Origin of the sequence: Streptomyces sp. NBC_00388, assembly GCF_036061255.1 — a bacterium.
GTDB lineage: Bacteria > Actinomycetota > Actinomycetes > Streptomycetales > Streptomycetaceae > Streptomyces.
On record NZ_CP107948.1, the window covers coordinates 520419 to 544880 of the forward strand.

18 protein-coding genes are annotated in these 24462 nt (G+C 71.7%); 7 read left to right on the top strand and 11 right to left on the bottom strand.

Annotated elements, in window-relative coordinates:
* Nucleotides 1-3 precede the first annotated feature (3 nt).
* Complete coding sequence (locus tag OG917_RS02460) at nt 4-630, top strand: precorrin-8X methylmutase (RefSeq protein ID WP_328321607.1); 627 nt, start codon at nt 4-6, stop codon at nt 628-630.
* 8 nt (nt 631-638) lie between these two features.
* Nucleotides 639-2138 (top strand): precorrin-2 C(20)-methyltransferase, encoded by a 1500-nt coding sequence (locus OG917_RS02465; RefSeq protein WP_328315830.1) that lies wholly within the window; start codon nt 639-641, stop codon nt 2136-2138.
* 46 nt (nt 2139-2184) lie between these two features.
* Here the strand turns inward: OG917_RS02465 and OG917_RS02470 are convergent, their stop codons facing one another.
* A complete protein-coding gene (locus tag OG917_RS02470; RefSeq protein WP_328315831.1) occupies nt 2185-2925 on the bottom strand; it encodes a cobalt-precorrin-6A reductase in 741 nt (246 codons plus the stop codon).
* An 11-nt stretch (nt 2926-2936) separates the two neighbouring features.
* On the opposite strand from OG917_RS02470, the gene OG917_RS02475 reads away from it, so the two are divergent.
* Complete coding sequence (locus OG917_RS02475) at nt 2937-4064, top strand: cobalt-precorrin-5B (C(1))-methyltransferase (protein ID WP_328315832.1); 1128 nt, start codon at nt 2937-2939, stop codon at nt 4062-4064.
* 132 nt (nt 4065-4196) lie between these two features.
* On the opposite strand, the gene OG917_RS02480 is transcribed toward OG917_RS02475, so the two are convergent.
* Nucleotides 4197-5126, bottom strand: coding sequence for an SDR family NAD(P)-dependent oxidoreductase (locus tag OG917_RS02480; protein ID WP_328315834.1), 930 nt, complete (start codon nt 5124-5126; stop codon nt 4197-4199).
* A 287-nt stretch (nt 5127-5413) separates the two neighbouring features.
* Between OG917_RS02480 and OG917_RS02485 the strand changes: the two genes are divergently transcribed.
* The gene (locus OG917_RS02485) at nt 5414-6022 is read left to right on the top strand and encodes a TetR/AcrR family transcriptional regulator (protein WP_328315835.1); all 609 of its coding nucleotides are present in this window, start codon (nt 5414-5416) and stop codon (nt 6020-6022) included.
* 107 nt (nt 6023-6129) lie between these two features.
* Here the strand turns inward: OG917_RS02485 and OG917_RS02490 are convergent, their stop codons facing one another.
* The 3 genes from OG917_RS02490 to OG917_RS02500 all read right to left on the bottom strand — a co-directional run bounded on the left by OG917_RS02490 (nt 6130) and on the right by OG917_RS02500 (nt 8133).
* The gene (locus OG917_RS02490) at nt 6130-7014 is read right to left on the bottom strand and encodes an alpha/beta hydrolase (RefSeq protein WP_328315836.1); all 885 of its coding nucleotides are present in this window, start codon (nt 7012-7014) and stop codon (nt 6130-6132) included.
* The gene (locus OG917_RS02495) at nt 7011-7568 is read right to left on the bottom strand and encodes a quercetin 2,3-dioxygenase (protein WP_328315837.1); all 558 of its coding nucleotides are present in this window, start codon (nt 7566-7568) and stop codon (nt 7011-7013) included. The genes OG917_RS02490 and OG917_RS02495 overlap by 4 nt, the downstream gene beginning before the upstream one ends.
* Before the next feature lie 157 nt (nt 7569-7725).
* Nucleotides 7726-8133 carry a hypothetical protein gene (locus OG917_RS02500; protein WP_328315838.1) on the bottom strand — a complete coding sequence of 136 codons (408 nt, stop codon included), beginning with the start codon at nt 8131-8133 and terminating at the stop codon, nt 7726-7728.
* A gap of 585 nt (nt 8134-8718) precedes the next feature.
* On the opposite strand from OG917_RS02500, the gene OG917_RS02505 reads away from it, so the two are divergent.
* Nucleotides 8719-9843 carry an FAD-dependent oxidoreductase gene (locus OG917_RS02505; RefSeq protein ID WP_328315839.1) on the top strand — a complete coding sequence of 375 codons (1125 nt, stop codon included), beginning with the start codon at nt 8719-8721 and terminating at the stop codon, nt 9841-9843.
* A gap of 131 nt (nt 9844-9974) precedes the next feature.
* On the opposite strand, the gene cobM is transcribed toward OG917_RS02505, so the two are convergent.
* Together cobM and cbiE are read right to left on the bottom strand one after the other, a co-directional pair.
* Nucleotides 9975-10727, bottom strand: a complete 753-nt coding sequence (cobM, locus tag OG917_RS02510) for a precorrin-4 C(11)-methyltransferase (protein ID WP_328315840.1) — start codon at nt 10725-10727, stop codon at nt 9975-9977.
* On the bottom strand, nt 10724-11992 hold the full coding sequence (gene cbiE / locus OG917_RS02515; RefSeq protein WP_328315841.1) for a precorrin-6y C5,15-methyltransferase (decarboxylating) subunit CbiE: 1269 nt from the start codon (nt 11990-11992) through the stop codon (nt 10724-10726). Before cbiE ends, cobM begins: the two co-directional genes overlap by 4 nt.
* 247 nt (nt 11993-12239) lie before the next feature.
* Here cbiE and tsaD point away from each other — a divergent pair, with 247 nt between their 5' ends.
* Nucleotides 12240-13310 carry a tRNA (adenosine(37)-N6)-threonylcarbamoyltransferase complex transferase subunit TsaD gene (gene tsaD, locus OG917_RS02520; RefSeq protein WP_328315842.1) on the top strand — a complete coding sequence of 357 codons (1071 nt, stop codon included), beginning with the start codon at nt 12240-12242 and terminating at the stop codon, nt 13308-13310.
* Between the two features lie 64 nt (nt 13311-13374).
* Here tsaD and OG917_RS02525 read toward each other — a convergent pair whose 3' ends face one another.
* Nucleotides 13375-13653, bottom strand: coding sequence for a DUF6332 family protein (locus tag OG917_RS02525; protein WP_328315843.1), 279 nt, complete (start codon nt 13651-13653; stop codon nt 13375-13377).
* A complete protein-coding gene (locus tag OG917_RS02530; RefSeq protein ID WP_328315844.1) occupies nt 13653-15872 on the bottom strand; it encodes a LamG domain-containing protein in 2220 nt (739 codons plus the stop codon). The genes OG917_RS02525 and OG917_RS02530 overlap by 1 nt, the downstream gene beginning before the upstream one ends.
* A gap of 382 nt (nt 15873-16254) precedes the next feature.
* Between OG917_RS02530 and OG917_RS02535 the strand changes: the two genes are divergently transcribed.
* Nucleotides 16255-19479 carry an alpha-L-rhamnosidase gene (locus tag OG917_RS02535; protein ID WP_328315845.1) on the top strand — a complete coding sequence of 1075 codons (3225 nt, stop codon included), beginning with the start codon at nt 16255-16257 and terminating at the stop codon, nt 19477-19479.
* A 96-nt stretch (nt 19480-19575) separates the two neighbouring features.
* Here OG917_RS02535 and OG917_RS02540 read toward each other — a convergent pair whose 3' ends face one another.
* Complete coding sequence (locus tag OG917_RS02540) at nt 19576-22389, bottom strand: PDZ domain-containing protein (RefSeq protein WP_328315846.1); 2814 nt, start codon at nt 22387-22389, stop codon at nt 19576-19578.
* A 323-nt stretch (nt 22390-22712) separates the two neighbouring features.
* A complete protein-coding gene (locus OG917_RS02545; protein ID WP_328315847.1) occupies nt 22713-24401 on the bottom strand; it encodes an FAD-dependent oxidoreductase in 1689 nt (562 codons plus the stop codon).
* Nucleotides 24402-24462 lie beyond the last annotated feature (61 nt).

Below are 24462 nucleotides of genomic sequence, written 5' to 3' on the forward strand. Positions count from 1 at the left end.
ACAGTGTTCGACTACGAGAAGGACGGCCCGGCGATCTACCGCCAGTCCTTTGCGACCATCCGCGCCGAGGCGGACCTCTCGGGGCTGCCCGCCGATGTGAGCCAGGTCGCCGTACGGATGATCCACGCCTGCGGCATGGTCGACCTGGTGCGTGATCTCGCCTACACGCCACAGGTGGTGGCACGCGCCAGGCAGGCGCTGCGTGCCGGGGCGCCCATCCTGTGCGATGTGGCCATGGTCGCCAGCGGAGTGACCCGCAAGCGGCTGCCCGCCGGCAACGAAGTGGTGTGCACGCTGTCCGACCCGTCGGTGCCGGGCCTCGCAGCGGAGCTCGGCACGACCCGCACCGCCGCCGCGATGGAGCTGTGGCGCGACCGTCTGGAGGGCGCCGTGGTGGCGGTGGGCAACGCGCCGACCGCGCTCTTCCGCCTCCTTGAGATGGTCCGCGACGGCGCGCCGCGCCCGGCCGCGGTCATCGGGGTGCCGGTCGGCTTCGTCGGCGCCGCCGAGTCGAAGGACGCACTCGCAGACCCGGTCCACGGGCTCGACCACCTGGTGGTGCGCGGGCGGCGCGGCGGCAGCGCCATCGCCGCGGCCGCGATCAACGCCCTTGCGAGCGAAGAGGAATGAACACCAGCATGAGCGAGCAGAGCACCGGGCGGCTGTACGGAGTCGGGCTCGGCCCGGGTGACCCGTCGCTGATGACCGTACGCGCCGTGGAGGTCATCGCCCAGGCACAGGTCATCGCCTTCCACAGCGCCCGGCACGGCCGGTCCATAGCGCGGTCCATCGCTGCCGGGCACATCCGGGCCGACCACATCGAGGAGCCGCTGGTCTACCCGGTCACCACGGAGACCACGGACCACCCCGGGGGTTACCGGGGCGCGATGGAGGAGTTCTACGCGGAGGCGGCGGCCCGGCTGGCCGCGCATCTCGACGCCGGCCGGACCGTGGCGGTGCTCGCCGAGGGCGATCCGCTCTTCTACGGCTCGTACATGCACATGCACAAGCGGCTGGCCGACCGCTATCCGACCGAGGTGATCCCGGGAGTGACCTCGGTGAGTGCGGCCGCCGCCCGGCTGGGTGTGCCGCTCGTCGAGGGCGAGGAGGTGCTGACGATCCTGCCGGGCACCCTGCCCGAGGAGGAGCTGACAGCACGTCTGGCGTCGACCGACTCCGCGGTCGTCATGAAACTGGGCCGGACCTTCCCCGCGGTGCACCGCGCGATCGGGCGCTCGGGCCGCATGGCGGAGGCCCGCTATGTGGAGCGCGCCACGATGCCCGGGGAGCGCACCGGCGAACTGGCCGACGTGGAGGCCGGATCGGTGCCGTACTTCTCGGTCGCGGTGCTGCCGAGCCGTGTGGGTGCGCCCGAGCCGGTACGGGAGCACGGCGACGTCGTCGTGGTCGGCACCGGCCCCGCGGGGCCGCTCTGGCTCACCCCGGAGAGCCGGGGGGCGCTGGCCGCCGCCGACGACCTGGTCGGCTACACCACGTATCTGGACCGCTGCCCGGTCCGGCCCGGGCAGCGACGGCACGGCTCCGACAACAAGGTGGAGTCGGAGCGCGCCGAGTTCGCTCTCGAACTGGCCAGGCGCGGCAGGAAGGTCGCCGTGGTCTCGGGTGGTGATCCCGGGGTGTTCGCCATGGCGACCGCCGTGCTGGAGGTCGCGGCCCAGGACGTGTACAGCGATGTTCCGGTGCGCGTGCTGCCGGGCGTCACCGCCGCCAACGCGGCTGCCGCCCGGGCGGGTGCGCCGCTGGGCCACGACTACGCCACGATCTCGCTCTCCGACCGGCTCAAGCCGTGGGAGGTGATCGCGGAGCGGCTCCGCAGCGCGGCGGCGGCCGACCTGGTGCTCGCCCTGTACAACCCGGGCTCGCGCAGCCGTACCTGGCAGGTCGGCAAGGCCCGCGACGTTCTCCTCGAACACCGCGCCCCTGATACGCCAGTGGTGCTGGGCCGGGACATCGGCGGGCCGGAGGAGAGCGTCCGGATCGTACGGCTGGCGGCGCTCGATCCGGCCGAGGTCGACATGCGCACCATTCTGCTCGTGGGCTCCTCCCGGACACGGACGGTGCGGCGGGGCAGCGGTGAGGAGATCGTCTGGACTCCCCGGACGTACCCCGAGGGGTAGGGCGGATCCACCCGCCGGAGCGGCGGGCCCGGCTCAGGCCGCTGACTCAGGCCGCGCCCTGCCGGTCCCGCACCCAGCGGACGGCCTCCTCGGCACTCCGGGCGACCGGCACGCCCCCGGGAACGGGGGGACGGCGGACGACGACCACCGGCAGCCCCGCCTCGCGTGCGGCGGTGAGCTTGGCTGCGGTGGCGGGTCCCCCGCTGTCCTTGGTGACCAGCACGTCGATCCGGTGGTCGTGGAGCAGCGCTCGCTCGCCCTCCAGCGAGAACGGGCCCCGGTCGAGCAGGGTCTCCATGTGCAGCGGGTACGGGGGGTGCGGGGCGTCGACCGACCGCGCCAGGAACCAGAGCCCGTCCAGAGCCGCGAACGCGGCCAGGCCCATCCGCCCGGTGGTGAGGAAGATCCGCTGTCCGAGCGCGGGCAGCATGGCGGCGGCCTGCTCAAGGGAGTCCGCCGGATGCCAGTCGTCGCCCTCTCCCGCCACCCACCCGGGCCTGCGCAGGGCGAGCAGGGGAACATGGGCGGTGGCAGCGGCGGACGCCGCGTTGAAACTGATCGTTCCGGCGAAAGGATGGGTGGCGTCGATGAGCACGTCCACCTCGTGCTCGCGCAGCCACTGCGCCAGTCCCCCGGCTCCACCGAATCCGCCGATACGGGTCTCGCCCGGCGGCAGCACGGGCCGTGTGACCCGCCCGGCCAGCGAACTGGTGACGCGGACCCCGGGGTGCAGGCCCGTGGCGACCTGCCGGGCCTCGCTGGTGCCGCCGAGTATCAGTACGTGCATCGGAGCCTTCCGTGGCTGAAGTGAGTGGTGGCCGCAGCGCCCAACTCAAGCACACCGGGCTGCGGCCCGGCTGGACGACCGGCGCCTGCGCGACGGCCGCGGCCACGGCCGCCTGGACCGCGCTGCTGAGCGGCGAGTTCCCCGACCCGGTGACGGTCACCCTGCCGAAGGGCCAGACGCCGTCGTTCGCGCTGGCGGTGGAGGAGCTGGGCGACGGGCGGGCGATGGCCGGTGTGGTCAAGGACGCGGGGGACGATCCGGACGTCACCCACGGCGCCCTGGTGCGGGTCACCGTCCGGCGGCTGGCGGCGGGCTCGGGGGTGGTGTTCAGAGCGGGCCCGGGGGTCGGCACCGTCACACGCCCCGGGCTGCCACTGGAGGTGGGCGAGCCGGCGGTGAACCCGGTACCGCGCCGGATGATGCGCGAGCACATCGCGCGGGTGGCCGAGCACCACAACACCGGGGCGGACGCGGAGATCACCGTATCCGTCGACCACGGCGAGGAGATCGCCCGCTCCACCTGGAACCCCCGGCTGGGCATCCTGGGCGGCCTCTCCATCCTGGGAACGACCGGCGTGGTGGTGCCGTACTCCTGCTCCGCCTGGATCGACTCGATCCGGCGCGGCGTCGATGTCGCGCGGGCAGCCGGACGTACGCATCTGGCCGGGTGCACCGGCTCCACGTCGGAGCGGACCGTCGTGGCCGAGCACGGGCTCCCCGAGGACGCGCTCCTCGACATGGGCGACTTCGCGGGGGCCGTGCTCAAGTACGTCCGCCGCCACCCCGTGGACCGGCTCACCATTTGCGGCGGTTTCGCCAAGCTCTCGAAGCTGGCGGCCGGCCACCTCGATCTGCACTCGGCCCGCTCGCAGGTGGACAAGGGGTTCCTCGCCGGACTGGCACGGCAGGGCGGCGCGGGTGAGGCACTGGCCGCCGAGGTCGCGGAGGCCAACACCGGGCTTGCCGCCCTGCAGTTGTGCCGTGCGGCGGGGATCCCGCTGGGCGACCTGGTGGCCGTGGCCGCCCGCGACCAGGCCAGGGCGGTGCTGCGCGGCGCGCCCGTCACGGTGGACGTCATCTGCATCGACCGCGCGGGCGGCGTCGTGGGCCGCAGCGCGGCGGGGGGACCGCTCAGGTAGCGCCCGCTGCCCACGCCTGCCCGGCCGGATACGCGGCGGAGCCCCGGCGCGCGCCTCACGTGCGCGGCCCGTGGCGCCGGTTGCGCCGCGGACCGGCCGTCGGCTGCTCCGGTGCGTCGAGGAGACCGGAAGTCAGGCCTGGACGAGGTCGAGCGAAACCCGCCACAGGCGTGCGGCGTTCTCCTCGTCGAGCGCGTAAGCGGCTACTCCGCGGCGGACACCGGGCTGGTGGGGGCCGGCCTCGTTGCAGTCCTCGAAGTACCGGCCTCCGATGCCGTCGAGGAGAGGCGATGCCGCGAGCAGAACCGACGTCGCAGCGCCCTGTTCCTCGTTCTTCCAGGAGACGCCGGCGCTGCCGGTGGACGCATCGGCGTGCGGGACATGTCTCATGAGGCCCGTGGAGGGGATGCGGCCCGGGTTGAGGGCGTTGACGAGGATGCCGTCGGCGGCCCACCTCTTCGCTGCCTCGACGGCGAAGAGGATGTTGGCGGTCTTCGACTGGCCGTAGGCGACCCACTCGTCGTAGGGGCGGTGGTCGAACATGATGTCGTCGAAGTCGACGCTGCCGCCGGTGTGACCGACAGAGCTGACGGCCACGACGCGCGCCCCGCGCGCCCGGGCAAGTGCGTCACGCAGTCCTGCGGCGAGGGCGAAGTGCCCGAGGTGGTTCGTGGCGAACTGTGTCTCCCAGCCGTCCGGCGTCCGGACCAGGGGCGTCGCCATGACGCCGGCGTTGTTGACCAGGATGTGCAGCGGCCCCTGCCATGCGGCCACGAAGCGCCGCACCGACGCCCGGTCGGCGAGGTCGAGCGGCGCTACGTGGAGGTTCTGATTTCCCGTGGTCGCCGCGATGTCGCTCCTGGCCCTCTCACCGGCTTCGGTGTTGCGCACCGCGAGCGTCACGTCTGCCCCGGCCGCGGCCAGTGCCCGTGCTGTTTCCACGCCCAGGCCTGACGAGCCGCCCGTGACGACGGCGCGCCTGCCCGACAGGTCGACGCCGCTGACGACTTCCAGCGCGGTGGACTCCGCTCCGAACGGGGTGGTGAGCAGTGTGCGTGCCATGAGGCTTGTCTCCTGACTCCAGCGGCGGCGAGGGGCGGTGCTGCGGGCCACGGCTCGGACGGGGCGGATGCCCTGGCGACGCCGCGGGAGCCGTCGTCGGCGAGTCGTCGGCGAGTCGTCGAACGTGAGCGGGGGAACTGCCGTGCAGTTGATCCTCTAAACTCGGTAAACGGAGCCGCGTCCGCTCACAGCCAGACTAAGCGGACCCGGCTCCGCATTGCAAACGGCGTGCCCCCGCGGGCACGGTCCGGGCCCGCGGGGGCAGTCGGCAGACAGGGGAGAACGTGGTGGACGGCCAGGGAGAGCGGCGACCTCTCCGTGCTGACGCGCAGCTCAATGAGGACCGGCTGCTCGGGGCCGCCGCGCAGGCGTTCGCCCGCGACGGGGCCAAGGCGCAGCTCAAGTCCATCGCTCAGGATGCCGGAGTGGGCATCGGCACGCTCTACCGGCGCTTCCCTTCACGCGAGCGCCTGGTCGAGGCGACGTACCGCAACGAGACCGCCAGACTCTGCGCGGCCGCCCCCGGCCTCCTGGCATCGGCCCCGGCCGATCAGGCACTCCGCAGCTGGCTGGGGCTCTTCATGGATTTCATGGCGACGAAACACGCCATGGCAGACGCGCTCCATGAGGTGCTCGTCGCGGACGGTGAGCTGCGCATGGAGACCCGGGATCTGCTCACGGAAGCGCTGGCGTCCCTCGTCCGGGCAGGGGCCGAGGACGGCACGATCCGCCCGGACGTCTCCCCCGAAGACGTGTTGATGAGCCTCGGCGGCACCACGCTCATCGCGGGAGACTCGGGCCTGAGCGACCTCGCCCACCGGCTCCTGGACCTCCTGATGGACGGCCTCAGGTACGGCGCGGCCGGGCGCGGCCACGGCGAGCCCGAACACACCTGAGCGACCGTTCCCCGGCGCGCCCCCTCCCGGTCGTCACGGCCGGGCGGCACGGGGCGAGAACGGTGGTTTCCCATGACTTCAGAAGAGCCACGGCTTCAGGACAGCCCTCAGGACACCGACTCCCGGGCGAAGCGCAGTGATCGGGTGAAGATCTCCTCCACCTGGCCGTCGGACAGCCCGGCCCAGCCGTGGTCGGCGCCCGGGACCAGCCGCAGCCCGACGGGCACGCCCGCCTTCTCCAGCGCGGCCGCCAGCTCCTCGCTGTGCGCACGGCTGACCATGGTGTCCGCCGCGCCGTGCATGACGAGGAACGATGGCGCACCGGAGTGGACGCGGAAGAGCGGGCTGGCCGCGCGGGCCTGATCGCAGAGCTCAGCAGGGGCGCCGCCCAGCAGCCCGGCCTCCGGCGATGCCGGGCTGTCCGGACTGAAGCCACCGCGAGGGGTGGTGAGGTCACTGGGTCCGTACCAGACCACCGCCGCGGCGAGGGGCGGACTCGTGTGGGTGAGGGCGAGCAGCGAGGCCAGGTGCGCGCCGGCGGACTCGCCCCACACCACCGTCCGGCCGGTGTCCACGCCGAGTTCGGCGGAGCGCAGCGTCAGCCACCGCAGCACGGAAGCGAGGTCGTCCAGCGGAGCGGGGAAGACCGCCTCACCGCTGAGCCGGTAGTCGGCGCAGGCGACCGCGAACCCCTCGGCCGCGATACGGGCCATCGGCCCCGGGGACCATTCCCGGAACCGGAATCCCATGTCGTCACGCCGGCCCCGCAGCCAGGCACCGCCGTGCACGAAGAGCACCAGCGGGGCGGCCCCGGCGCGGGCGGTGCGGGGCAGCCACAGGTCCAGCTCCAGGGGACGCACTCCGTCACGGGCCGCGTAGGGGACACCGCGCAGCAACCGGGTCCCGTTGTCGAAGGTCACGGCGTGCGGCAGCGGGGCGACATCCGGGTGCGGCGCGACGAGTCGCGCGGGCAGGGACATTCCGGCGCTCACCGCGTCCTCCACTGGTGGCCGGGGAGGAACCGTACGTCGTACTGCTGAGGGATGGTGGCGAACTTGTCGGGCGTGGGCACGACCGGCTCGCGCGGCAGACCGAGTTGGTCGGTGGGGGCACCGAAGCTCTCGAAGAACCGCTCGAAGGTTCCGCCCGGGCCCGCGGCCACACCGACCACCTGGCTGTGATGACGCTCGATGCGGTAGGCGTGCGGACAGTTCTTGGGTACGAAACCGAAGTCGCCGGGGGCAAGGAGCTTCTCCTGCTGAGTGCCCCCGGTGTCCTCGACGAACACGCGGACGGCGCCGGCCGTCACATAGAAGACCTCGTACGTGTCGGGGTGCAGATGCGCGGGGATGATGTCGCCCTTGGGCCCCTCGACGGTGAAGAAGTTGAAGGCGTTCTCACTCTGCTCGCCACCGGCGTAGACGGTGACGAGGTCGCCGAAGAGGTGGGCGCGGTCACCCTCGCCCTTCTCGATGAAATACGGCTTGCCGGGCTCGGGCGGAATGCGGGAAGCCCGCCGGTAGGCGGTGGCGTACTCGATCGTCATGGGGCTCCTCCTGGAATCGGACAACGACTGTCAGGTACCCTGACACGAGGGTCACGGAATGACAACCCGCCCGCAGAAGAGGGGGCCCGCCGATCGCGCACCGTGGACCGGCCCGGCGTGAAGGCCGGCCCCGGCATGGCGAGTTCGGGCCCGTCGGTCAGCCCCGTCCGGGCCGCGCGGGTGCGGGCCGCATCCGCGCGGCCCATGTGTACCCGGCCAGACCGATCGAGCCGCGCACCATGGCGTCGGCCCACACCGGCAAGACGGTGGACCAGGCATCCCCTCCCGCGCTCCGGACGAGGAGCAAGCTCAGTGCGCTTGCCGCCACGACCGCACTCCCGTAGGTGGCCAGAGGCGTGCGGCTCCTGCCCAGCCAGGCCCCCAGAAGCCCGGCCGGGATCTGCACCAGCACATGGAAGCTCGCGCACACCGGCGGCACGGCGATAAGGAGAAAGAAGGGAGCATCCGCGGTGGGGCCGCCCGGCGGGGTCGCGTAGCCGGCGTCCAGCATCCACGACGGGGGCACCAGAAACGTGAGCAGGAGTATGGCTCCGCTGAGATGCATAGCGCCAAGGTGCCGCCGCAGTACGGAAGGCGGAGCCCCACCGCTTCGTCCCCCGGCAGCCGGACCATCGGTTCTCTCGCCCATACGTCCCCTCCCCCGTCGCATGCAGGCATAGCCATGCTAGTCAGGCGGATACCGCGCCCCCGCGCGGTGCGGACGCGGAACTCGCGCGCACGGCCAGGACCCGGGGCTGCGGCTGCGGCTGCGGCTGCGGCTGCGGCTGCGGCTGCGGCTGCGGCTGCGGCTGCGGCTGCGGCTGCGGCTGCGGCTACCGGTACACCAGGGATCGCAACAGGGGCCGGTCGGCGGGCACCGCAGGGTCGCGGCGCGGAACACACCGCCCGTCCAGCGGTCTTCGGCCGATCCGGCCGGCGAGAGGACGCCTGCGCCGGCTCGCGCGTCCGGCCTCGTCCCGGCGGCTGACGACCGCCCCGGCCTGCGGTTTCCGGGCCGCTGAGCCGCCCTGTCGGTCACGTGTCGGGGCTGTCGGTTCGATGTGGGTGGTTTGTCGGCGGAGGGCTGGAGCCTTGCTGAAGATCCTGCCGGGTGCCCAGCCCGCAGGCATGCGACAGACCAGGAATGCGTATGACCACTGACGTCACGATCATCGGCGCCGGCCTCGGGGGCCTCGCGCTCGCCCGCGTCCTGCACGTACACGGAATCCCCGCCACCGTCTACGAGGCCGAGCCCTCCCCGATGGCACGCGCCCAGGGCGGCATGCTCGACATCCACGACTACAACGGGCAACTCGCCTTGCAGGCAGCCGACTTGATGGACGAGTTCCGCAGTATTGTCCTGGAGGGCCGTCAGGCGACGCGAGTCCTGGACCGGGAGGGAAACGTCCTGCTCGACCAGCCCGACGACGGCACGGGCGGACGCCCCGAGGTACAGCGTGGCGAGCTGCGGCAGATGCTGATCGACGCGTTGCCGGCAGGCACTGTCCGGTGGGACCACAAGGTCGGCGGTGTCCGCGGCCTCGGCGGGGGCCGTCATGAGGTGACCTTCGCCGGCGGAGCCACCGTCGTGACGAGTCTGCTGGTGGGTGCGGACGGCGCCTGGTCACGCGTCCGGCCGCTGCTCTCCGACGCCGTGCCCGAGTACACCGGCATGTCCTTCGTCGAGACCTTCTTGTTCGACGGTCGCAGGCGGCACCCCGCTGCCGCCGAGGCTGTTGGTGGCGGGGCGATGTTCGCACTTGAGCCGGGCAAGCAGCAGATCGGGGCACACCGGGAGAAGGGCGAGACCCTGCACGCCTACGTGATGCTGTCCAAGCCGCTGGACTGGTTCGCCGGCATCGACTTCGGCGATCCCTCCGCGGCGACCGCGCGGATCGTGGCGGAGTTCGACGGCTGGGCCCCGGAAATCACCGCCCTGATCACCGACAGCGATACCGCGCCTGTTCACCGCCCCCACTACACGCTGCCGGTCGGACACCGGTGGGACCGGGTGCCCGGGGTGACACTGGTCGGCGACGCCGCCCACCTGATAGCCCCGAACGGCGAAGGCGCCAACCTGGCCCTGCTGGACGGCGCCGAACTCGGGGAGGCCCTCGCCGCGCACCCCGGCGACATCGAGACCGCCCTCGCCGCGTACGAGCAGGCGATGTTCCCGCGCAGCAGCGCGGTCGGCGACGCCGGAGCCGAAGTCCCTGACAACCCCACACTCGAAGACGTGATCGACTTCTTCACCCGGGACGAGCAGACCGTGTGAGGCGTCGGTCCGGACCACCACGGTGATGGTCGCTCCCGCCCGGGCGCCCCACCCGCTCGGTGATTCCCGTCCGTGGAACGGTCACGGTGACCGTTCCACGAACGCTTCCGCCCGGCCCGGACGGGTAACCCTCAGGAGCGGCACTCCCGCTCGCGCTCCGGCGAGTAGAGGTGGCTGTCGCCGAACTGCTCGGCGCCGAGCGTGCGGCCGACCATGATGACCGCCGTACGCTGGATCCCCGCTTCGCCGACCTGGCCCGCGATGGTGTCGAGGGTGCCCCGCAGGACCACCTCGCCGGGCCGGCTCGCCAGGGCCACGACAGCGGCCGGGCAGTCGGCGCCGTAGTGCGGCAGGAGTTCCGCCACGACCCGGTCGGTGTGCTGCACCGCCAGGTGCAGCACGATCAGGGCGCCGCTGCGGCCGAGTGTGTCCAGGTCCTCGCCGGCCGGCATCGCGGTGGCGCGCTGGGCCACCCGCGTGAGGATCACGGTCTGGCCGACGGTGGGGACGGTCAGTTCGCGCTTCAGTGCCGCGGCGGCCGCCGCGAAGGCGGGCACACCCGGCACCACCTCGTAGGCAATACCCGCCGCGTCGAGACGGCGCATCTGCTCGGCCACCGCGCTGAAGACCGACGGGTCACCGGAGTGCAGGCGGGCCACGTCCTGGCCCTCCTGGTCGGCGCGCACCAACTCGGCGGTGATCTCGTCCAGGTCGAGCTGCGCGGTATCGGTCAGCCGGGCGTCAGGCGGGCATGCGGCGAGCAGCTCGCGCGGAACCAGGCTGCCCGCGTAGAGGCAGACACCGCAGGACGCGAGCAGCCGGGCGCCGCGCACCGTGATGAGGTCCGCGGCGCCGGGTCCTGCACCGATGAAGTACACGGTCATCTGTCTTCTCCAGGGAGGGGTGGGTACGGGTTCTTCTCGGCGGCCCACTGGGTGACCGGCATGGCCTGCCGCCAGCCGGTGAAGCCCCCGACGGGCACGGCGTGCGCGACGGAGAGGCGCACCAGGTCGCCACCGTGCCTGCGATAGCGGTCGGCGAGGAGGGCCTCCGACTCGAGCGTCACGGTGTTGGCGACTAGCCGGCCGCCGTCGGGCAGTGCGTCCCAGCACGCGTCCAGCAGGCCCGGAGCGGTGAGGCCACCGCCGATGAACACCGCGTCCGGGGTGGGCAGTCCGGCCAGTACCTCGGGGGCCGCGCCGGTGACGACCCGCAGCCCGGGGACCCCGAGCCGGGAGGCGTTGCGGGCGATGCGGCCGGCCCGAACGGGGTCGCGCTCGACGGTGACGGCGCGACAGGAGGGGTGGGTGCGCATCCACTCGATCGCGATGGACCCGGAGCCGCCCCCGATGTCCCAGAGCAGTTCGCCGGGGGCGGGGGCGAGCGCGCCCAGGGTGGCCGCGCGCACATGGCGTTTGGTGAGCTGCCCGTCGTGTTCGTACGCCGCGTCCGGCAGCCCGGGTACGGCGCCCGTCCTCGGGACGCCGGGCGTACGGCGGCAGTCGACCGCGATCACGTTGAGCGGATCGCCGGGCGGATGGGGCCAGTCGGAAGCGGTGCCCTCGGTGAGGTTCTCCCGCTCGCCGCCGAGTTGTTCGAGCACCCTCATCCGGCTCGCGCCGAAGCCGTGGGCGCTGAGCTGCGCAGCCACCTCGGCCGGGGTCGCGGCGCCCGCGCTGAGCACCAGGACCCGCCGCCGGTCGTGCAGGGCTGCGGCGAGCCGGGCAGTGGGCCTGCCGACGAGAGTGACGACCTCGGTGTCCTCGACGGGCCAGCCGAGCCGGGCACAGGCGTACGAGACGGACGACGGGTGCGGCACGACGCGCAGCTCACCTTCACCGAGTACCTCGGTCAGCGTGCGGCCGATGCCGTAGAACATGGGGTCGCCACTGGCCAGCACGGCGATCCGGCGCCCGGCGTGAGCGGCCAGGATCCCGGGAACGGCGGGCCGCAGCGGTGAGGGCCACTCGACCCGCTCACCCGTGCATCGCTCCGGGAGCAGAGCCAGTTGACGGGCGGCACCGACGAGGATCTGGGCGTCCAGCAGTGACTGCTGCGACGTGGCGGGGAGGCCTTCCCACCCGTCGGCGCCGATTCCGACGACGGTGACGGGCGCCGGAGCGGGGTGCGGGGGCGGTGCGGGGGCCACGGCCGGGGCTTCCTCACGGGTCGGGTGGTTCGGGGTGGATCGTCACGGTGCAGGCCCGGCCTGCAGCGCGTGCTCCTGCGGCTGTTCACGGAGCCGCCGTCGCATTCTTATGGCACGCCCGTGACATGCACAAATTGCCGGCGGCGGCGTCTTCACAGGACGGGCGTCCCGCAAGCAGGCCGAGCGCACGCCCCGCCCCCTCCTGCATACTTGTTGCAATTACACATAGATTGCGAGAGGTGGCGTGGTGGGATTTCCCGTGGTGCTGGGGATCGAGTCCTCGTGCGACGAGACCGGCGCCGGGCTGGTGTCCGGCGGCCGGCTGCTCGGGCACGCCCTGGCGTCGAGCATGGACGAGCATGCCCGCTTCGGCGGGGTGGTGCCGGAGATCGCCGCCCGGGCCCATGTGCACGCCCTGATCCCGGTCGTCGACAGCGCGCTGGAGCGCGCCGGGCTGCGGATGCCCGACATCGACGCGGTGGCGGTGACCACGGGTCCGGGGCTTTCGGGCGCCCTCCAGGTGGGTCTGGCGGGCGCGAAGGCGCTGGCGTACGCGCTGGGGGTACCGCTTCACGGGGTGCACCATCTGGCCGGGCACGTCGCGGTCGACACCCTGGAGCACGGACCGCTGCCCGTCCCCTGCGTGGTGCTGATCGTGTCGGGCGGGCACACCTCGCTCCTGCTGGTGCGGGACCTGGCGCGGGACCCGATCGTCCATCTCGGCGACACGCTCGACGACGCGGCAGGCGAGTGCTTCGACAAGGTCGCCCGGGTCTTCGGCCTGCCCTACCCGGGCGGCCCCGCGATCGACCGGGCGGCCAGGGCCGGGGAGCCGGGGGCCGTCACCCTCCCCCGGCCGCTCAGCGGTCCGCGCGACGCCCCCTATGCGTTCTCCTTCTCCGGGCTGAAGACCGCGGCGGCCCGGTGGGCGGAGCAGCACCGCGTCCAGGGGACCCCCCTCCCGGTCGCCGATGGCGCCGCGGCACTGCAGGAGGCCGTCGCCGATGTGCTGACCCGCAAGGCGGTGGCCGCGTGCTCGGCGTACGGGGTCGGGACGCTCGTGGTCGTCGGCGGCGTCGCCGCCAACTCGCGGGTGCGGTCGCTCGCCGAGGAGCGCTGCGCGGCAGCGGGGATCACCCTCCGCGTCCCGCCGCCCGCGCTGTGCACGGACAACGGCGCGATGATCGCGGCAGTCGGCGATCTGCTGGTCCGCGCGGGTGCGGAGGCCGCTCCGCCGGATGTGTCGACCGACCCGTCGGCACCCCTGCGGTACGCGCTGCTGCACCCGGCGCACAGCGCCCCGGCGCGGGCCGCCTGACGGCGCAGGGCGGAGAGCGCAGAGCGGAGAGCGGAACGGTCCCGCTCCCGCTCCCGCCGTCCCTTCAGTCTCCCGTCGCGCCCGTGTCCCCTGAGCGGTCCCGCGCCCCGGGCCCGCGTTCGAACGCACGCAGCACGTGGACCACGCGCACCACGGCGAGCAGTCCGGCGACCGATACCCCGGCCAGCAGCAGCGCGGTCGTGACGCGATGCGGCAGGCTCCACACGGCCGCAGGACCGGCGATCACACCGAACACCACCGCGCCGAGGAAGCCCGCGCTGACCAGTGCGTAGCCGATCTCGACGGTCCTTGCGTCGCGTGTGGCCCGGCTCCCTCCGCCCATCACCTTTGCTCGCCCAGCGCGTAGTGGTCAGCCACCCGCGCGGCGCCGAGCACCCCGGGGTAGACAGCCGTCTCGTCCAGCTCGCCCTTGAAGAAGTCGCTCGTGGGGCGCGAGGGCCAGCCGGCCAGCGTGTCACCGCCCACCCGCCAGAAACCGCTGGAACTCTCGCTCTTCGTCGCGGTGTTGCTCTTCAGGAGGCGACCGTCGGCATAGAGACGCATACCGGCCGGCCCCTGTGTCGCGATGGCCTGGTGCCACTTGCCGTCGTTGTACGCCTTCGGGCTCACGAGCGTCTTGAACCCGCCGGCGCTCACGCCGAAGACGAGCTTGCCCGCATTGGTCATGTACACCTGCTTGTCGTACTTCTTGCTGGCTGCCGTCGTGTTGTCACCGAACCCGATGAGCTTGCCGCCCGCGGTGCTGGTCGTTTTGAACCAGGTCTCCAGGCTGTACGTGGTGGGGGCTGCAGCGCGGCGGTCGCTGTAGACCCACTGATCGGCCCCGTTGAAGCCGAGGGCGGTGGACGGGCCGCCGACGGCCCCCGGAGTCCGGCGCGGCGAGGGGGCGTTGACGTCCACCCCGGAGCGGTTGCCGCTCGACGCGTCGGCCACGTACGGCTGGACGGCGTCGTCGTAACGCCAGTACAGCGAGGCGCCGTCGCCGGTCACCGCTTCCGGATAGCGCTCGGCGGCGGACGCGGCAGTGGCTCTGACCTCGGCCGACTTGGCGCTGGTGTTGCCCGCGGCGTCGGACGCGGTGATGCGGTAGCCGTAGGTCTTGCCCTTGGTGACCGAGGTGTCCTTGACGGACACCTGCGGCCTGGCCCACATCAGTGAATCGGCCTGCACGGTCGCCATGGGCTTGGTGGCCCCGTCGCGGTAGACCTTGTAGGTCAGCTTCGAATCGTCCGTGTCGAAGCTGGCGCGCCAGCTGATCTGCACCTGTCCCGGCTTCGCACTGGCCGCCGCGCCCACCGGAACGGTCGGCGCGCCCTTGTCACCGGTGGAAGCGAAACGGGTGAGGCTCTGTGCCGCGGAGCGGTTGACGGTGGTGAACTCGCCCCCGGACCAGAGGTACTGGGTGGTTCCGGAGGTCGCGATGGTGAGCGCGCGGGGGCCGATGCCCTCGCCGTTTCCGTCGTTGGTGTCCGGGAACCAGCCGAGCTTTCCGGTGCCCGTGGTGGGCTCCGCCAGGAAGTGGTGGCGGGGCCCGTTGGGGAACTCCCCGACGCTGGAACAGTCGTGGGCGTGGGAGGCGCTGTAGAGCACACCCTTGTACGACTTCACGGACTGGGTGGCACCCAGGCAGGTGTCGCGCCAGCGCTGGTTCAGGCTGCTCGCGTCGAGCGCGATCCGGCCGTCGAACACACCGAAGCCGGTGCCCTCGTTGCCGGTGTAGATCCCGGTGGCGTCCGTGTCGAGGGTCTTGACCACCGAGTTGGTCTCGATGAAGCCCGGGTAGGCCTTCGTCACCTTGCCCGACTTGGCGTCCACCACGGCCAGGGCGTGCGAAGAAGCGCCGTTGACCTTGAAGAAGTCGCCGCCGAGCACCGCGTTCCTGCCGTCCGGGGTCAGCGCGAGCGCGCGGCCCGGCTCGTCCGCGTCCGCTGTGAAAGGCAGTACGGAACCGTCGGACGCCTTGACCGCGGCGAAGCGCTGCCGCTTCTCTCCGCTGACGGTGCCGAAGTCCCCTCCCGCGTACACCGTGTCCTTGGTCACCGTCAGCGCCCGCACGGTGGCGGCGAAGGCGGGCCTGAACGAGGTCTTCGGCTTGCAGGTGGCGATGTCGATGGCCACCAGGGAGGAGACCTTGGTTCCGTTGACTGCTCCGAAGTAACCGCCCGCGTAGAGCGTCTTCTTGTCCGGCGACACCGCCAGGGCCCGCACCGTGGCGGTTCCGCTGGAGACCGTGAAGGAGAGGGCGCAGCCGGTGGGTGCGCCGGTGGACGCGTTGAACGCGGCGAAGTTCACCGCGGCGCGCGCCTTGCCGGAGACTCCGGCCGGCGGTCGCAGCGCGGAGAACGTACCGCCCGCGAACACCACGCCGTTGCTCTGGGCCAGCGCCCAGACGATTCCGTTGGTCTGCCAGGTCGGCAGCGCGTCGGCGGTGAACGCCACGGGCGGCGTGATCGCGGACGCGCCGGGTGCCGCGATCACCCCCAGGCCGGCCGTGGCGAACGACATGGCGAGAGCGACCGACAGCGTTCTTGACCTCTGCATGAACCCCCCAGAAAGCATGAAACCCCCAGAAGACGGCCCGGGCTCCGTCAGGAGGACCGCGGAACATCCGGAATACGACGGCGCGGTGACGAGCGGGGCGGATCGCACCGCCGCAACCACCCCCATGTCTCACGGTACTTGCCGGAGGGCCGCCGCACCTGCCACTCACCCGGGGTGACCGGAATCCGAGAGCGCCTGCAGCCATGGGGTGAATGCTTTCAACCGGCGGAAGCTAGTGGTCGGCAGCCGCGCCGTCAACGGTCAGGACACATACCGGGGGCAGTTCACCGGAGTTCGGACCGAACTCTTGACAGTCCGCGACGGCAACCCTAGCTTCCCCGTTTGTGAAACGATTCATTGCCGCGTCGTGACGGAGCCGAACATGATCAGCAGAAGACGACTGCTCAGCACCACCGGAGCGGCCCTGGCAGCGGCCGCGGTAGCGGGAACGGCGCCTGCCGCACGCGCCGCCGGGGCTTCCGGAGCCGCCGGACAGCGAAAAGGCACGGCGGATGCCTTTCGCGTCACCGGACCGACCGTCGAGTACACCGGGGAGCCGCTCGGACTCGATGTCGCGAAGCCGCGGCTGAGCTGGCCGCTCGCGTCCGGCGGTCACGACAGGACGCAGACCGCTTACCGGATACGGGTCGCGACCGACCCGGGCAGGCTGGCCGAGCCCGATGTGTGGGACAGCGGCCGGGTCGCCTCACCCGATTCGGTCCTGGTGCCGTACGCGGGGCCGCCGCTCCGTTCCCGGACCCGTTACCACTGGTCGGTATGCGTCTGGGACGACACCGGCCAGGTGTCCGGGTGGAGCGAGCCCTCCTGGTGGGAGACCGGGCTGACCGAGGCGTCGGACTGGTCGGCGCAGTGGATCGGCGCGCCGTCGCAGCTCGTCGCAGCCCCGTCGCTGGAGGGGGCGTCCTGGATCTGGTTCCCGGAGGGCGACCCGGCGAACAGCGCCCCGGCAGCCACCCGTTGGTTCCGCCGGAGTGTCGAGGTGGCCGACGGGACCACCCGGGCCCGTCTCGTCATGACCGCCGACGACGGATTCACGGCCTATGTGAACGGCACCCAGGTAGCGCACACCGCCGCGGACGGCCCCGCGGAGAACTGGCGCAGCCCCGTCGTCGTCGACGTCACCGGGCTGCTGCGTCCCGGTACCAATCTGGTGGCCGTTTCCGCTGTCAACGCGACGGCCGGAGCCGCCGGGCTGCTGGGCCTGCTGGAGGTGACGGGCAAGGACGGAACGCGAACAGCCGTGACCGACGCCGGCTGGCGGACGGCTGCGCAGGAACCGGCATCCGGCTGGAACTCCCCTGGTTTCGACGACAGTTCCTGGCAGCCCGCACAGGTGGTCGGCGCCTGGGGCGCGGGGCCCTGGGGGCAAGTGGCTGTCACATCTGCCCCTGCCGTCCAGCTCCGCCACGAGTTCCGGCTGCGCGCCAGGCCCGTCGCCCGCGCGCGGCTCTACTCCACCGCGCTGGGGGTCTACGAGGCGGGGCTGAACGGCGAGCGGGTGGGCGAGGACGAGCTCGCGCCGGGGTGGACCGACTACCACCAGCGCGTCCAGTACCAGACGTACGACGTGACGAAGCTGCTCACATCCGGGGCCAACGCACTGGGGCTGACCGTCGCGGCAGGCTGGTACGCGGGGCACGTCGGCATGTTCGGCCCGCACCAGTACGGCGAGACGCCGGCCGTACTGGCCCAGCTTGAGGTCGTCTACCAGGACGGGACGACCGACCGGTTCGGCTCGGGGGCCGGCTGGCGCGTCATGACCGGGCCGGTGACCGACGCCGATCTGCTGATGGGCGAGCACTACGACGCCCGCCGGGAGACGCCGGGCTGGACGCGGGCCGGCTTCGACGACTCCGGGTGGGCCACGGCCGATGTCGTGGACAAGGTCACGGCCCAGCTGGTGGCTGAGGTCGACGGCCCCGCGCGGGTCGAGCGCGAGATCGCCGCCCGCAAGGTCACCGAGCCGCAGCCCGGGGTCTTCGTCTTCGACCTCGGCCAGAACATGGTCGGTTCGGTCCGGCTACGGGTCTCCGGCAAGGCGGGGACCACGGTCCAGCTGCGCCACGGCGAAGTACTCAACCCGGACGGCACGCTCTACACGGCCAATCTGCGCACCGCCGCCGCGACGGACACGTACACCCTGGCGGGCCGCGGCACCGAGACCTACACCCCGCGTTTCACCTTCCACGGCTTCCGCTACGTCGAGGTGACCGGCTTTCCGGGCCGGCCGCCGCTGAGCGCCGCCACCGGCCGGGTCATCCACACGTCGGCGCCGTTCACGATGGAGTTCAGGACGAACGTCCCGATGCTCAACCAGTTGCACAGCAACATCACCTGGGGCCAGCGCGGGAACTTCCTCTCGGTCCCCACCGACACCCCGGCGCGGGACGAACGCCTCGGGTGGACGGGCGACATCAACGTCTTCGCCCCCACCGCCACGTACACCATGGAGTCGGCGCGGTTCCTCACCAAGTGGCTTTACGACATGCGTGGCAGCCAGACGCCGGAGGGCAGTTTCACCGATGTGGCACCCCTCGTCGGCAACGTCGGCAACGGCTCGGCGGGGTGGGGCGACGCAGGGGTCACCGTCCCCTGGGCGCTCTACCAGGCGTACGGCGACACCCGGGTGCTGGAGCAGTCCTGGGATTCCATGATCCGGTGGATCGGCTATCTGCGGCAGCACAGCGACGGGCTGCTCCGTCCCGCGGAGGGGTACGGGGACTGGCTCAACGTCGACGACGAGACCCCCAAGGACGTCATCGGCACGGCCTGTTTCGCACACAGCGCCGACCTGGTCGCCAGGGCCGCCGGCGCGCTGGGCAAGGACCCGGCGCCGCACCGCGCCCTGTTCGGGCAGATCCGGGACGCCTTCCGCACCGCATATGTCTCCGCGGACGGACGGGTCAAGGGCGACACCCAGACCGGGTACGTCCTGGCCCTCTCCATGGACCTGCTGTCGGACGCCGAGCGCGGACCGGCAGCGGACCGGCTGGTCGAGCTGATCGAGGCGAGGGACTGGCACCTGTCGACGGGATTCCTCGGCACGCCGAGGCTCCTTCCCGTCCTCACCGCGACCGGGCACACGGACGTCGCCTACCGGCTGCTCCTCCAGCGGTCGTTCCCCAGCTGGGGCTACCAGATCGACAAGGGCTCCACGACGATGTGGGAGCGCTGGGACTCGATCCGGCCGGACGGCAGCTTCCAGGACGCCGCGATGAACTCCTTCAACCACTACGCGTACGGCTCGGTGGGCGAGTGGATGTACGCCAACATCGCGGGCATCGCGCCGGGTGAACCCGGGTTCCGCAAGACCGTGATCAGGCCGCGGCCCGGTGGCGGGGTGACGGAGGCCGAAGCCCGCTTCGACTCGCGCTACGGACCGGTCAGCACCCGCTGGACGACCTCCGGAGGGTTCCGCCTCACCGTGTCGCTGCCCGCCAACACGACGGCGGAGGTGTGGGTTCCCGCGGGCCGGGCCTCCGATGTCGCCCACGGGACGGCGGAGTTCCTGCGGATGGAGGACGGCTGCGCCGTCTTCCACGCCGGATCGGGGACCCACGGCTTCACTGTCCGGGTCCCGGGCTGAGTTCCCGGGTCCGGGCACACGCGGCGCCGCGGGACGGATGTGTGACATCCGTCCCGCGGCGCCGCGTGTGCCGGCCCCGTACACCGGCTGCGTACGTCAGCTCCGTACGGTGAAGCCGTCCACGATCATGTACTGCCCGCTCCTCATCGTCCCCGTGAGGGTGTGCACCCCGGCCGGGAGACCACTGACCGAGTAGAGCTTCCGCTGGTACTGCCGGGAGCCGCTGGTGGCGTCGACCGTCGCCCGGTGGACCCCGTCGACCGCGATGTCGATCGTTCCCTCGTCCACGTTCAGCTCGGTGAGAAAGTCGGCTCCTGTGCCGTTGAAGGTGAAGGCGAAGGAGTCACCGGCGGTGGTGGTGGCCTCGATGTCGTTCTGGAACGAGCCCTGGCCGCCGGTCTGGGCGCCCCGCCACCCCCAGCCGCTCCCGGTGCAGATCACGCCCGCCGTGTTGTTGTACTCCTGCGGTCCGGTGGGCTTGACGAGTGTCACGTCGGTGGCGGACTGGGCGCGCCACACGCCGAGAGCGACACTGCTGCCGGGGGCGAGCTTGTTGTAGACGGACCAGAAGCTCGCACGGTCCGTCAGGCCCGTCCCGTTCACGGACCGGATCACGTCGAGGGGGCGCAGACCCTGACCGTAGGCGTAGGAGGTGGAGGGGACGCTCTGGAGGTAGAGCCCGTCGAAGTCGCCGAGGCCCACGGCCGACTGGGTGGCCTTGTCGTAGATCTGGCGGGCGGTGGCTCCCATCAGTGGCTCGGGCTGGGTCTCGACCACGGTGCCGGGCCCGGGGGCAGCCGGCAGGCCGACGGCGGGCGGTGTCGCCTCGCCCGGCCTTCCGGTGCCGAAGAGGTTCATCGGGAAGTCGGCGAATCCCAGGGCCTTCGCGGGCGAGTCCGCGGCCGGCGTGTAGTCCGTCATACCGGGCGAGTCCCACGGCGAGCCCCCGGCGAACCGCGGATCCGCGGTGACCGAGTGGGTGTCGAGCCGGCCTGCGTCCCAGACGCCGGGCAGGGAGACCGGCCGGCCGTTGTCCCAGAACAGGTTGTTGTCGGCGGTGTACCCGGCCGTGGCGGGATCGCTGCCGGTGAGCGAGTAGGGAGAGTCCGCCAGGACGATGTTCCTGGTGATGGCGTCGCCGTTGTCCCGGTGCGAGATCTGTTCGTAGACCGATCCGCCCACGACGATGTTGTTCGTGACCGTCCGCCTGAATCCGTCGCGCAGCTTGATGCCGCCGCCCAGCAGCAGATTGTTCTTCACGACGTAGTTGCTCGATCCGTCGTCCAGGTCGACCGCCCATTCGCTGTCGTGCCAGATCCGGTTGTTGCTGATCGTGATCGGCTGGACCACGTCCAGCAGCGAGTAGCTCTTCTGCAGCGCGTCGGACTCCGCACTGGGGTTGACGGCGGGCCCGGCGATGGGCCAGTACCGGTCCCGGCCCCAGGCGTTGACCGGCCCGTGGTCCGACGTCTCCTTCACACAGTCGAAGATGTCGTTGTACTGGATCCGGTGTCCGCCCCACGTGCCGTCGTTGACGTTGACACAGGACCGCGGACTGCCGTGGATGGTGTTGTGGGCGACGGTGACGCGGCTGCTCATCGAGATGTTGACACCGGCGCTCTGCTTCTCGAACCGTCCCATGTCCGCCATGCTGTTGCCGCTGATGTCGATGTCACGCGGGTAGTCGTCGGTCCTGGGGCCGGGGGTCAGGTCCGTGGGCGGATCGATCATGTGCGCCCAGGTCGAGGGGTTCCGGACGGCCTCGGTGGAGCCCACCACCTGTACGTCGCTCGCGCCGGATCCCACGAAGGTGTTCCCGGTGACGGCGTCGTCCTTGTTGTAGCCGTCGATGAAGACGCCGTTGCCGCCTGCCTGGGCGAAGGAGGAGCGCGAGACGGTGATGTTCCTGGCGTTCTTGATGTGGACCGCTCCGGCCCGCGCCACCGCCCAGTCGCCGAGCTGCAGCGGCTCGTAGGGGGTGTCGAAGAGGGTCCGGTGCGTCGCGGTGTAGGTGAGCCCGTCGAACGTGAGGTCATGGACGGGGCGGGCGGCCGACGCGCCCTCGACGTGGACGAGCTCGTCCAGTTCGGCTGTGTCCACCGTGGTCTTCGACAGATCGGTGCCTGTCGGCGGGATCATGTACAGCTTCCCGGTCTCCTGGTCGTAGAACCACTCGCCTGGCGCGTCGAGTTCCTCGAACACACCCTCTGCGACGACATGGGCGGTGTCCACATCGCCACCCCTGTTGTTGTCCCCGGCCCACTTCAGTTCGAGGCCCGAACTGTCCCGCCCGGTGATCGTGTAGTCGTTACCGCCCCAGTGGGAGGAGTGCAGGCCGCGGATGTCGCCGGTCGACGGGTTCTTCCACCGGGCCGACCGGGCGTTGAGGGTGGCCATGGTCGTCGAGCCGTTGAGTACGGCGGTGTCCGGGTCGAAGTCCGGGTAGCGGGCGAGCACTTGGCGGGCGCCGCCCACGAACAGCCCGTCGATCCTCCGGTGCGCGCCGATGTCAGCCACCCGGATGGCGCTGTTGTGCTGGTCTGCCGTCCACCCGGCCTTCACTCTGCGGCCCCCGCTGAGCACGGCCCGCTCGCCCGGGTACGAGGAGTAGGCCACCGGCGCGGACGCGCTGCCCGAGTCCGCCGCACCGAACTTCAGGGTGGCGGCGAGGTGGTAGGTGCCGCCGCGGACCCATACATGGACCGGGTGCCCCGTCCGGGATGCCTTGCGCGCCGAGATCTGCGCCGCCGCCAGGGTCAGCAGGGGTGCGCGGGTGGACAGCCCCGAGTTGTGGTCACTGCCGGACAGCGATACGTAGATGTTCCGGCTCGAAGGCGGGTGGGCCGCGGCCGCGGTGCCCGCGGTGAGCGCGGGTGCGGCGCCCATGGTCACGGCGGTGAGAACCGCCACTGTCGCGAGCCGGCGTTTCCGCGCGGCTCTGCCTCCTGGTCCGGTGTCCGAGCTGCGATGCACTTCTGACTCCCTGCCACGGTAGGGGCTGACTGCCCAGCAGATATGTCGACCACGACGGACTTTCATCGGATGTATCGATGAATTCGACGGTCGGCGGAACTCTGCTATCCACTCCAGTCAGGTGTCAAGAGGCTCGACAGGTCATCAATAGCGCGACTCTGTCCTCTAGTTGTCCGATGTATCAGCTGCAAGGAGCGCATCAACAGCAGAAGGGGGCGGTCGTGTCGACCGCCCCCTTCCTCAGTGCGCCGCGGCCGGATTCACGTCCGGCGTACGCCCTTGAGCTCCCTCGCGATGTCACCCACGGCCGCCCAGCTGAACGCCATCGCGGGACCGATGGTCGCCCCCGGCCCGGGGTAGGTCTCCCCCATGACCGCCGCGGAGACGTTGCCCGAGGCGTACAGCCCCTTGATGGCGGTGCCGTCCTCGCGCAGGACCCGCGCGGACCCGTCGGCGACCAGCCCGCCCTTGGTGCCGATGTCGCCCGGGTGCACGGGGATCGCGTAGTACGGGGCCTTGTCGAGCGGGGCGAGGTTGGGATGGGGCAGAGTCGGGTCACCGTAGTAGCGGTCGTAGACACTCTCGCCGCGGTGGAAGTCCTCGTCATGGCCCGCCCTGGCGAATCCGTTGAACCGGCCGATGGCCGCGCCCAGCCGGTCCGGCTCCGCCCCGATCAGGGCCGCCAGTCCTGGCAGCGACCCCGACTTCCTGACGAAGCCGCTCGCCAGCCACTTCTTCGGGAAGGGCTGCCCGGGGAAGAGCCCCATGAAGATGTAGCGGGCCTTGGACCGCGCGTCGAGGATGAGCCAGGACGGCACCGTGGAGGCATCCGGCCGGTCGCGGGCGTACATCTCGTCGACGAACCGGTGGTACGGGGCGGCCTCGTTGGCGTAGCGCTCCCCCGCGCCGTTGACGATGACCATCCCGGGGATCCCCCGGTCGGCGACCAGGAAGAACGGCTTCTCTCCGGGGCCCGGCGGTACGACGGACGGCGCGCCCCACACCTTGTCGAGCAGGTCCGTGGCGGCCCCCGCTCCGACCCCGAGGCGCAGGGCGTCGCCCGTCTGTCCCTCCGATGCCGAGGTCCAGGCCGTCGAGGTGGGCGCGGGCAGGTACTTCTCCCGCAGCTTCTGGTCGTGCGAGAAGCCGCCGGAGGCGAGGACGACGCCGCCGTGAGCCCGGATGGTGACGGACGAGCCGTCGCGCTCGGCACGTACCCCCGCGATCCGGCCGCCCTCATCGATCAGGCCGGTGAGCGGGGTGGACAGCCACAGCGTGCCGCCGAGGGCATCGAGCGACTGCCGCATCCGGGCGACGAGGGCCTCCCCGAGCGCGATCGGTTTCGCACCGGTGGCCAGCGCGCCGACCGCCTTCATGCCGACCTTCACCGAGGTCTTCCTGCCCGCCCAGGTGCGGGCGACCATGTTGAGGAAGCGGAAGTCGTACGAGGTGATGGTGAGCCCGTAGGTCGGCAGTCCTGCCCGGCGCATGGTGGCACGGCGGTCGGGCGGGAGCTTCCTGAAGTCGAAGACCAGAGGTTCGATGGAGCGGCCCTGCGGGTAGCCGCCGAGCGCCTCGGGGAAGTAGTCGGAGTAGCCGGGGGTGTAGGCGAACCGGACCGTGGTGCGGTCGTGGAACTCCCGGACCATACGCGGCCCGTGATCCAGATAGGCGGCCTTGCGTGCGGCGGGCACCCGGTCGCCCACGGTCGCGTCGAGGTAGGCGCGCGCCTTGGCCGGGGTGTCGCCGAGGCCTGCGGCGTCCAGATGGAAGTTGCCAGGCACCCAGATGGCGCCGCCGGACAGGGCGGTGGAGCCGCCGTACAACTCCGTCTTCTCGATCACCAGGGCGGTCAGGCCGCGCAGCCGTGCGGTAATGGCTGCGGCGAGACCGGCCGCGCCGGATCCGACGACGACCACGTCGTAACTGTGGTCCCAGCGGGTGTTCATGGGGCGGTCCTCTCCGGCCGGGCGCCGGCCGGCGCCGGCTCCTGGTCACGTGTCGCGGCTT

Bases quoted from the DNA above. Each gene is read 5' to 3' on its own strand.
- OG917_RS02500 (WP_328315838.1), bottom strand. From the start codon at position 8,133: ATGCATCTCAGCGGAGCCATACTCCTGCTCACGTTTCTGGTGCCCCCG.
- OG917_RS02530 (WP_328315844.1), bottom strand. From the start codon at position 15,872: ATGCAGAGGTCAAGAACGCTGTCGGTCGCTCTCGCCATGTCGTTCGCC.
- OG917_RS02465 (WP_328315830.1), top strand. From the start codon at position 639: ATGAGCGAGCAGAGCACCGGGCGGCTGTACGGAGTCGGGCTCGGCCCG.
- cobM (WP_328315840.1), bottom strand. From the start codon at position 10,727: ATGACCGTGTACTTCATCGGTGCAGGACCCGGCGCCGCGGACCTCATC.
- OG917_RS02505 (WP_328315839.1), top strand. From the start codon at position 8,719: ATGACCACTGACGTCACGATCATCGGCGCCGGCCTCGGGGGCCTCGCG.
- OG917_RS02545 (WP_328315847.1), bottom strand. From the start codon at position 24,401: ATGAACACCCGCTGGGACCACAGTTACGACGTGGTCGTCGTCGGATCC.
- OG917_RS02480 (WP_328315834.1), bottom strand. From the start codon at position 5,126: ATGGCACGCACACTGCTCACCACCCCGTTCGGAGCGGAGTCCACCGCG.
- OG917_RS02525 (WP_328315843.1), bottom strand. From the start codon at position 13,653: ATGGGCGGAGGGAGCCGGGCCACACGCGACGCAAGGACCGTCGAGATC.
- OG917_RS02495 (WP_328315837.1), bottom strand. From the start codon at position 7,568: ATGACGATCGAGTACGCCACCGCCTACCGGCGGGCTTCCCGCATTCCG.
- OG917_RS02470 (WP_328315831.1), bottom strand. From the start codon at position 2,925: ATGCACGTACTGATACTCGGCGGCACCAGCGAGGCCCGGCAGGTCGCC.
- OG917_RS02535 (WP_328315845.1), top strand. From the start codon at position 16,255: ATGATCAGCAGAAGACGACTGCTCAGCACCACCGGAGCGGCCCTGGCA.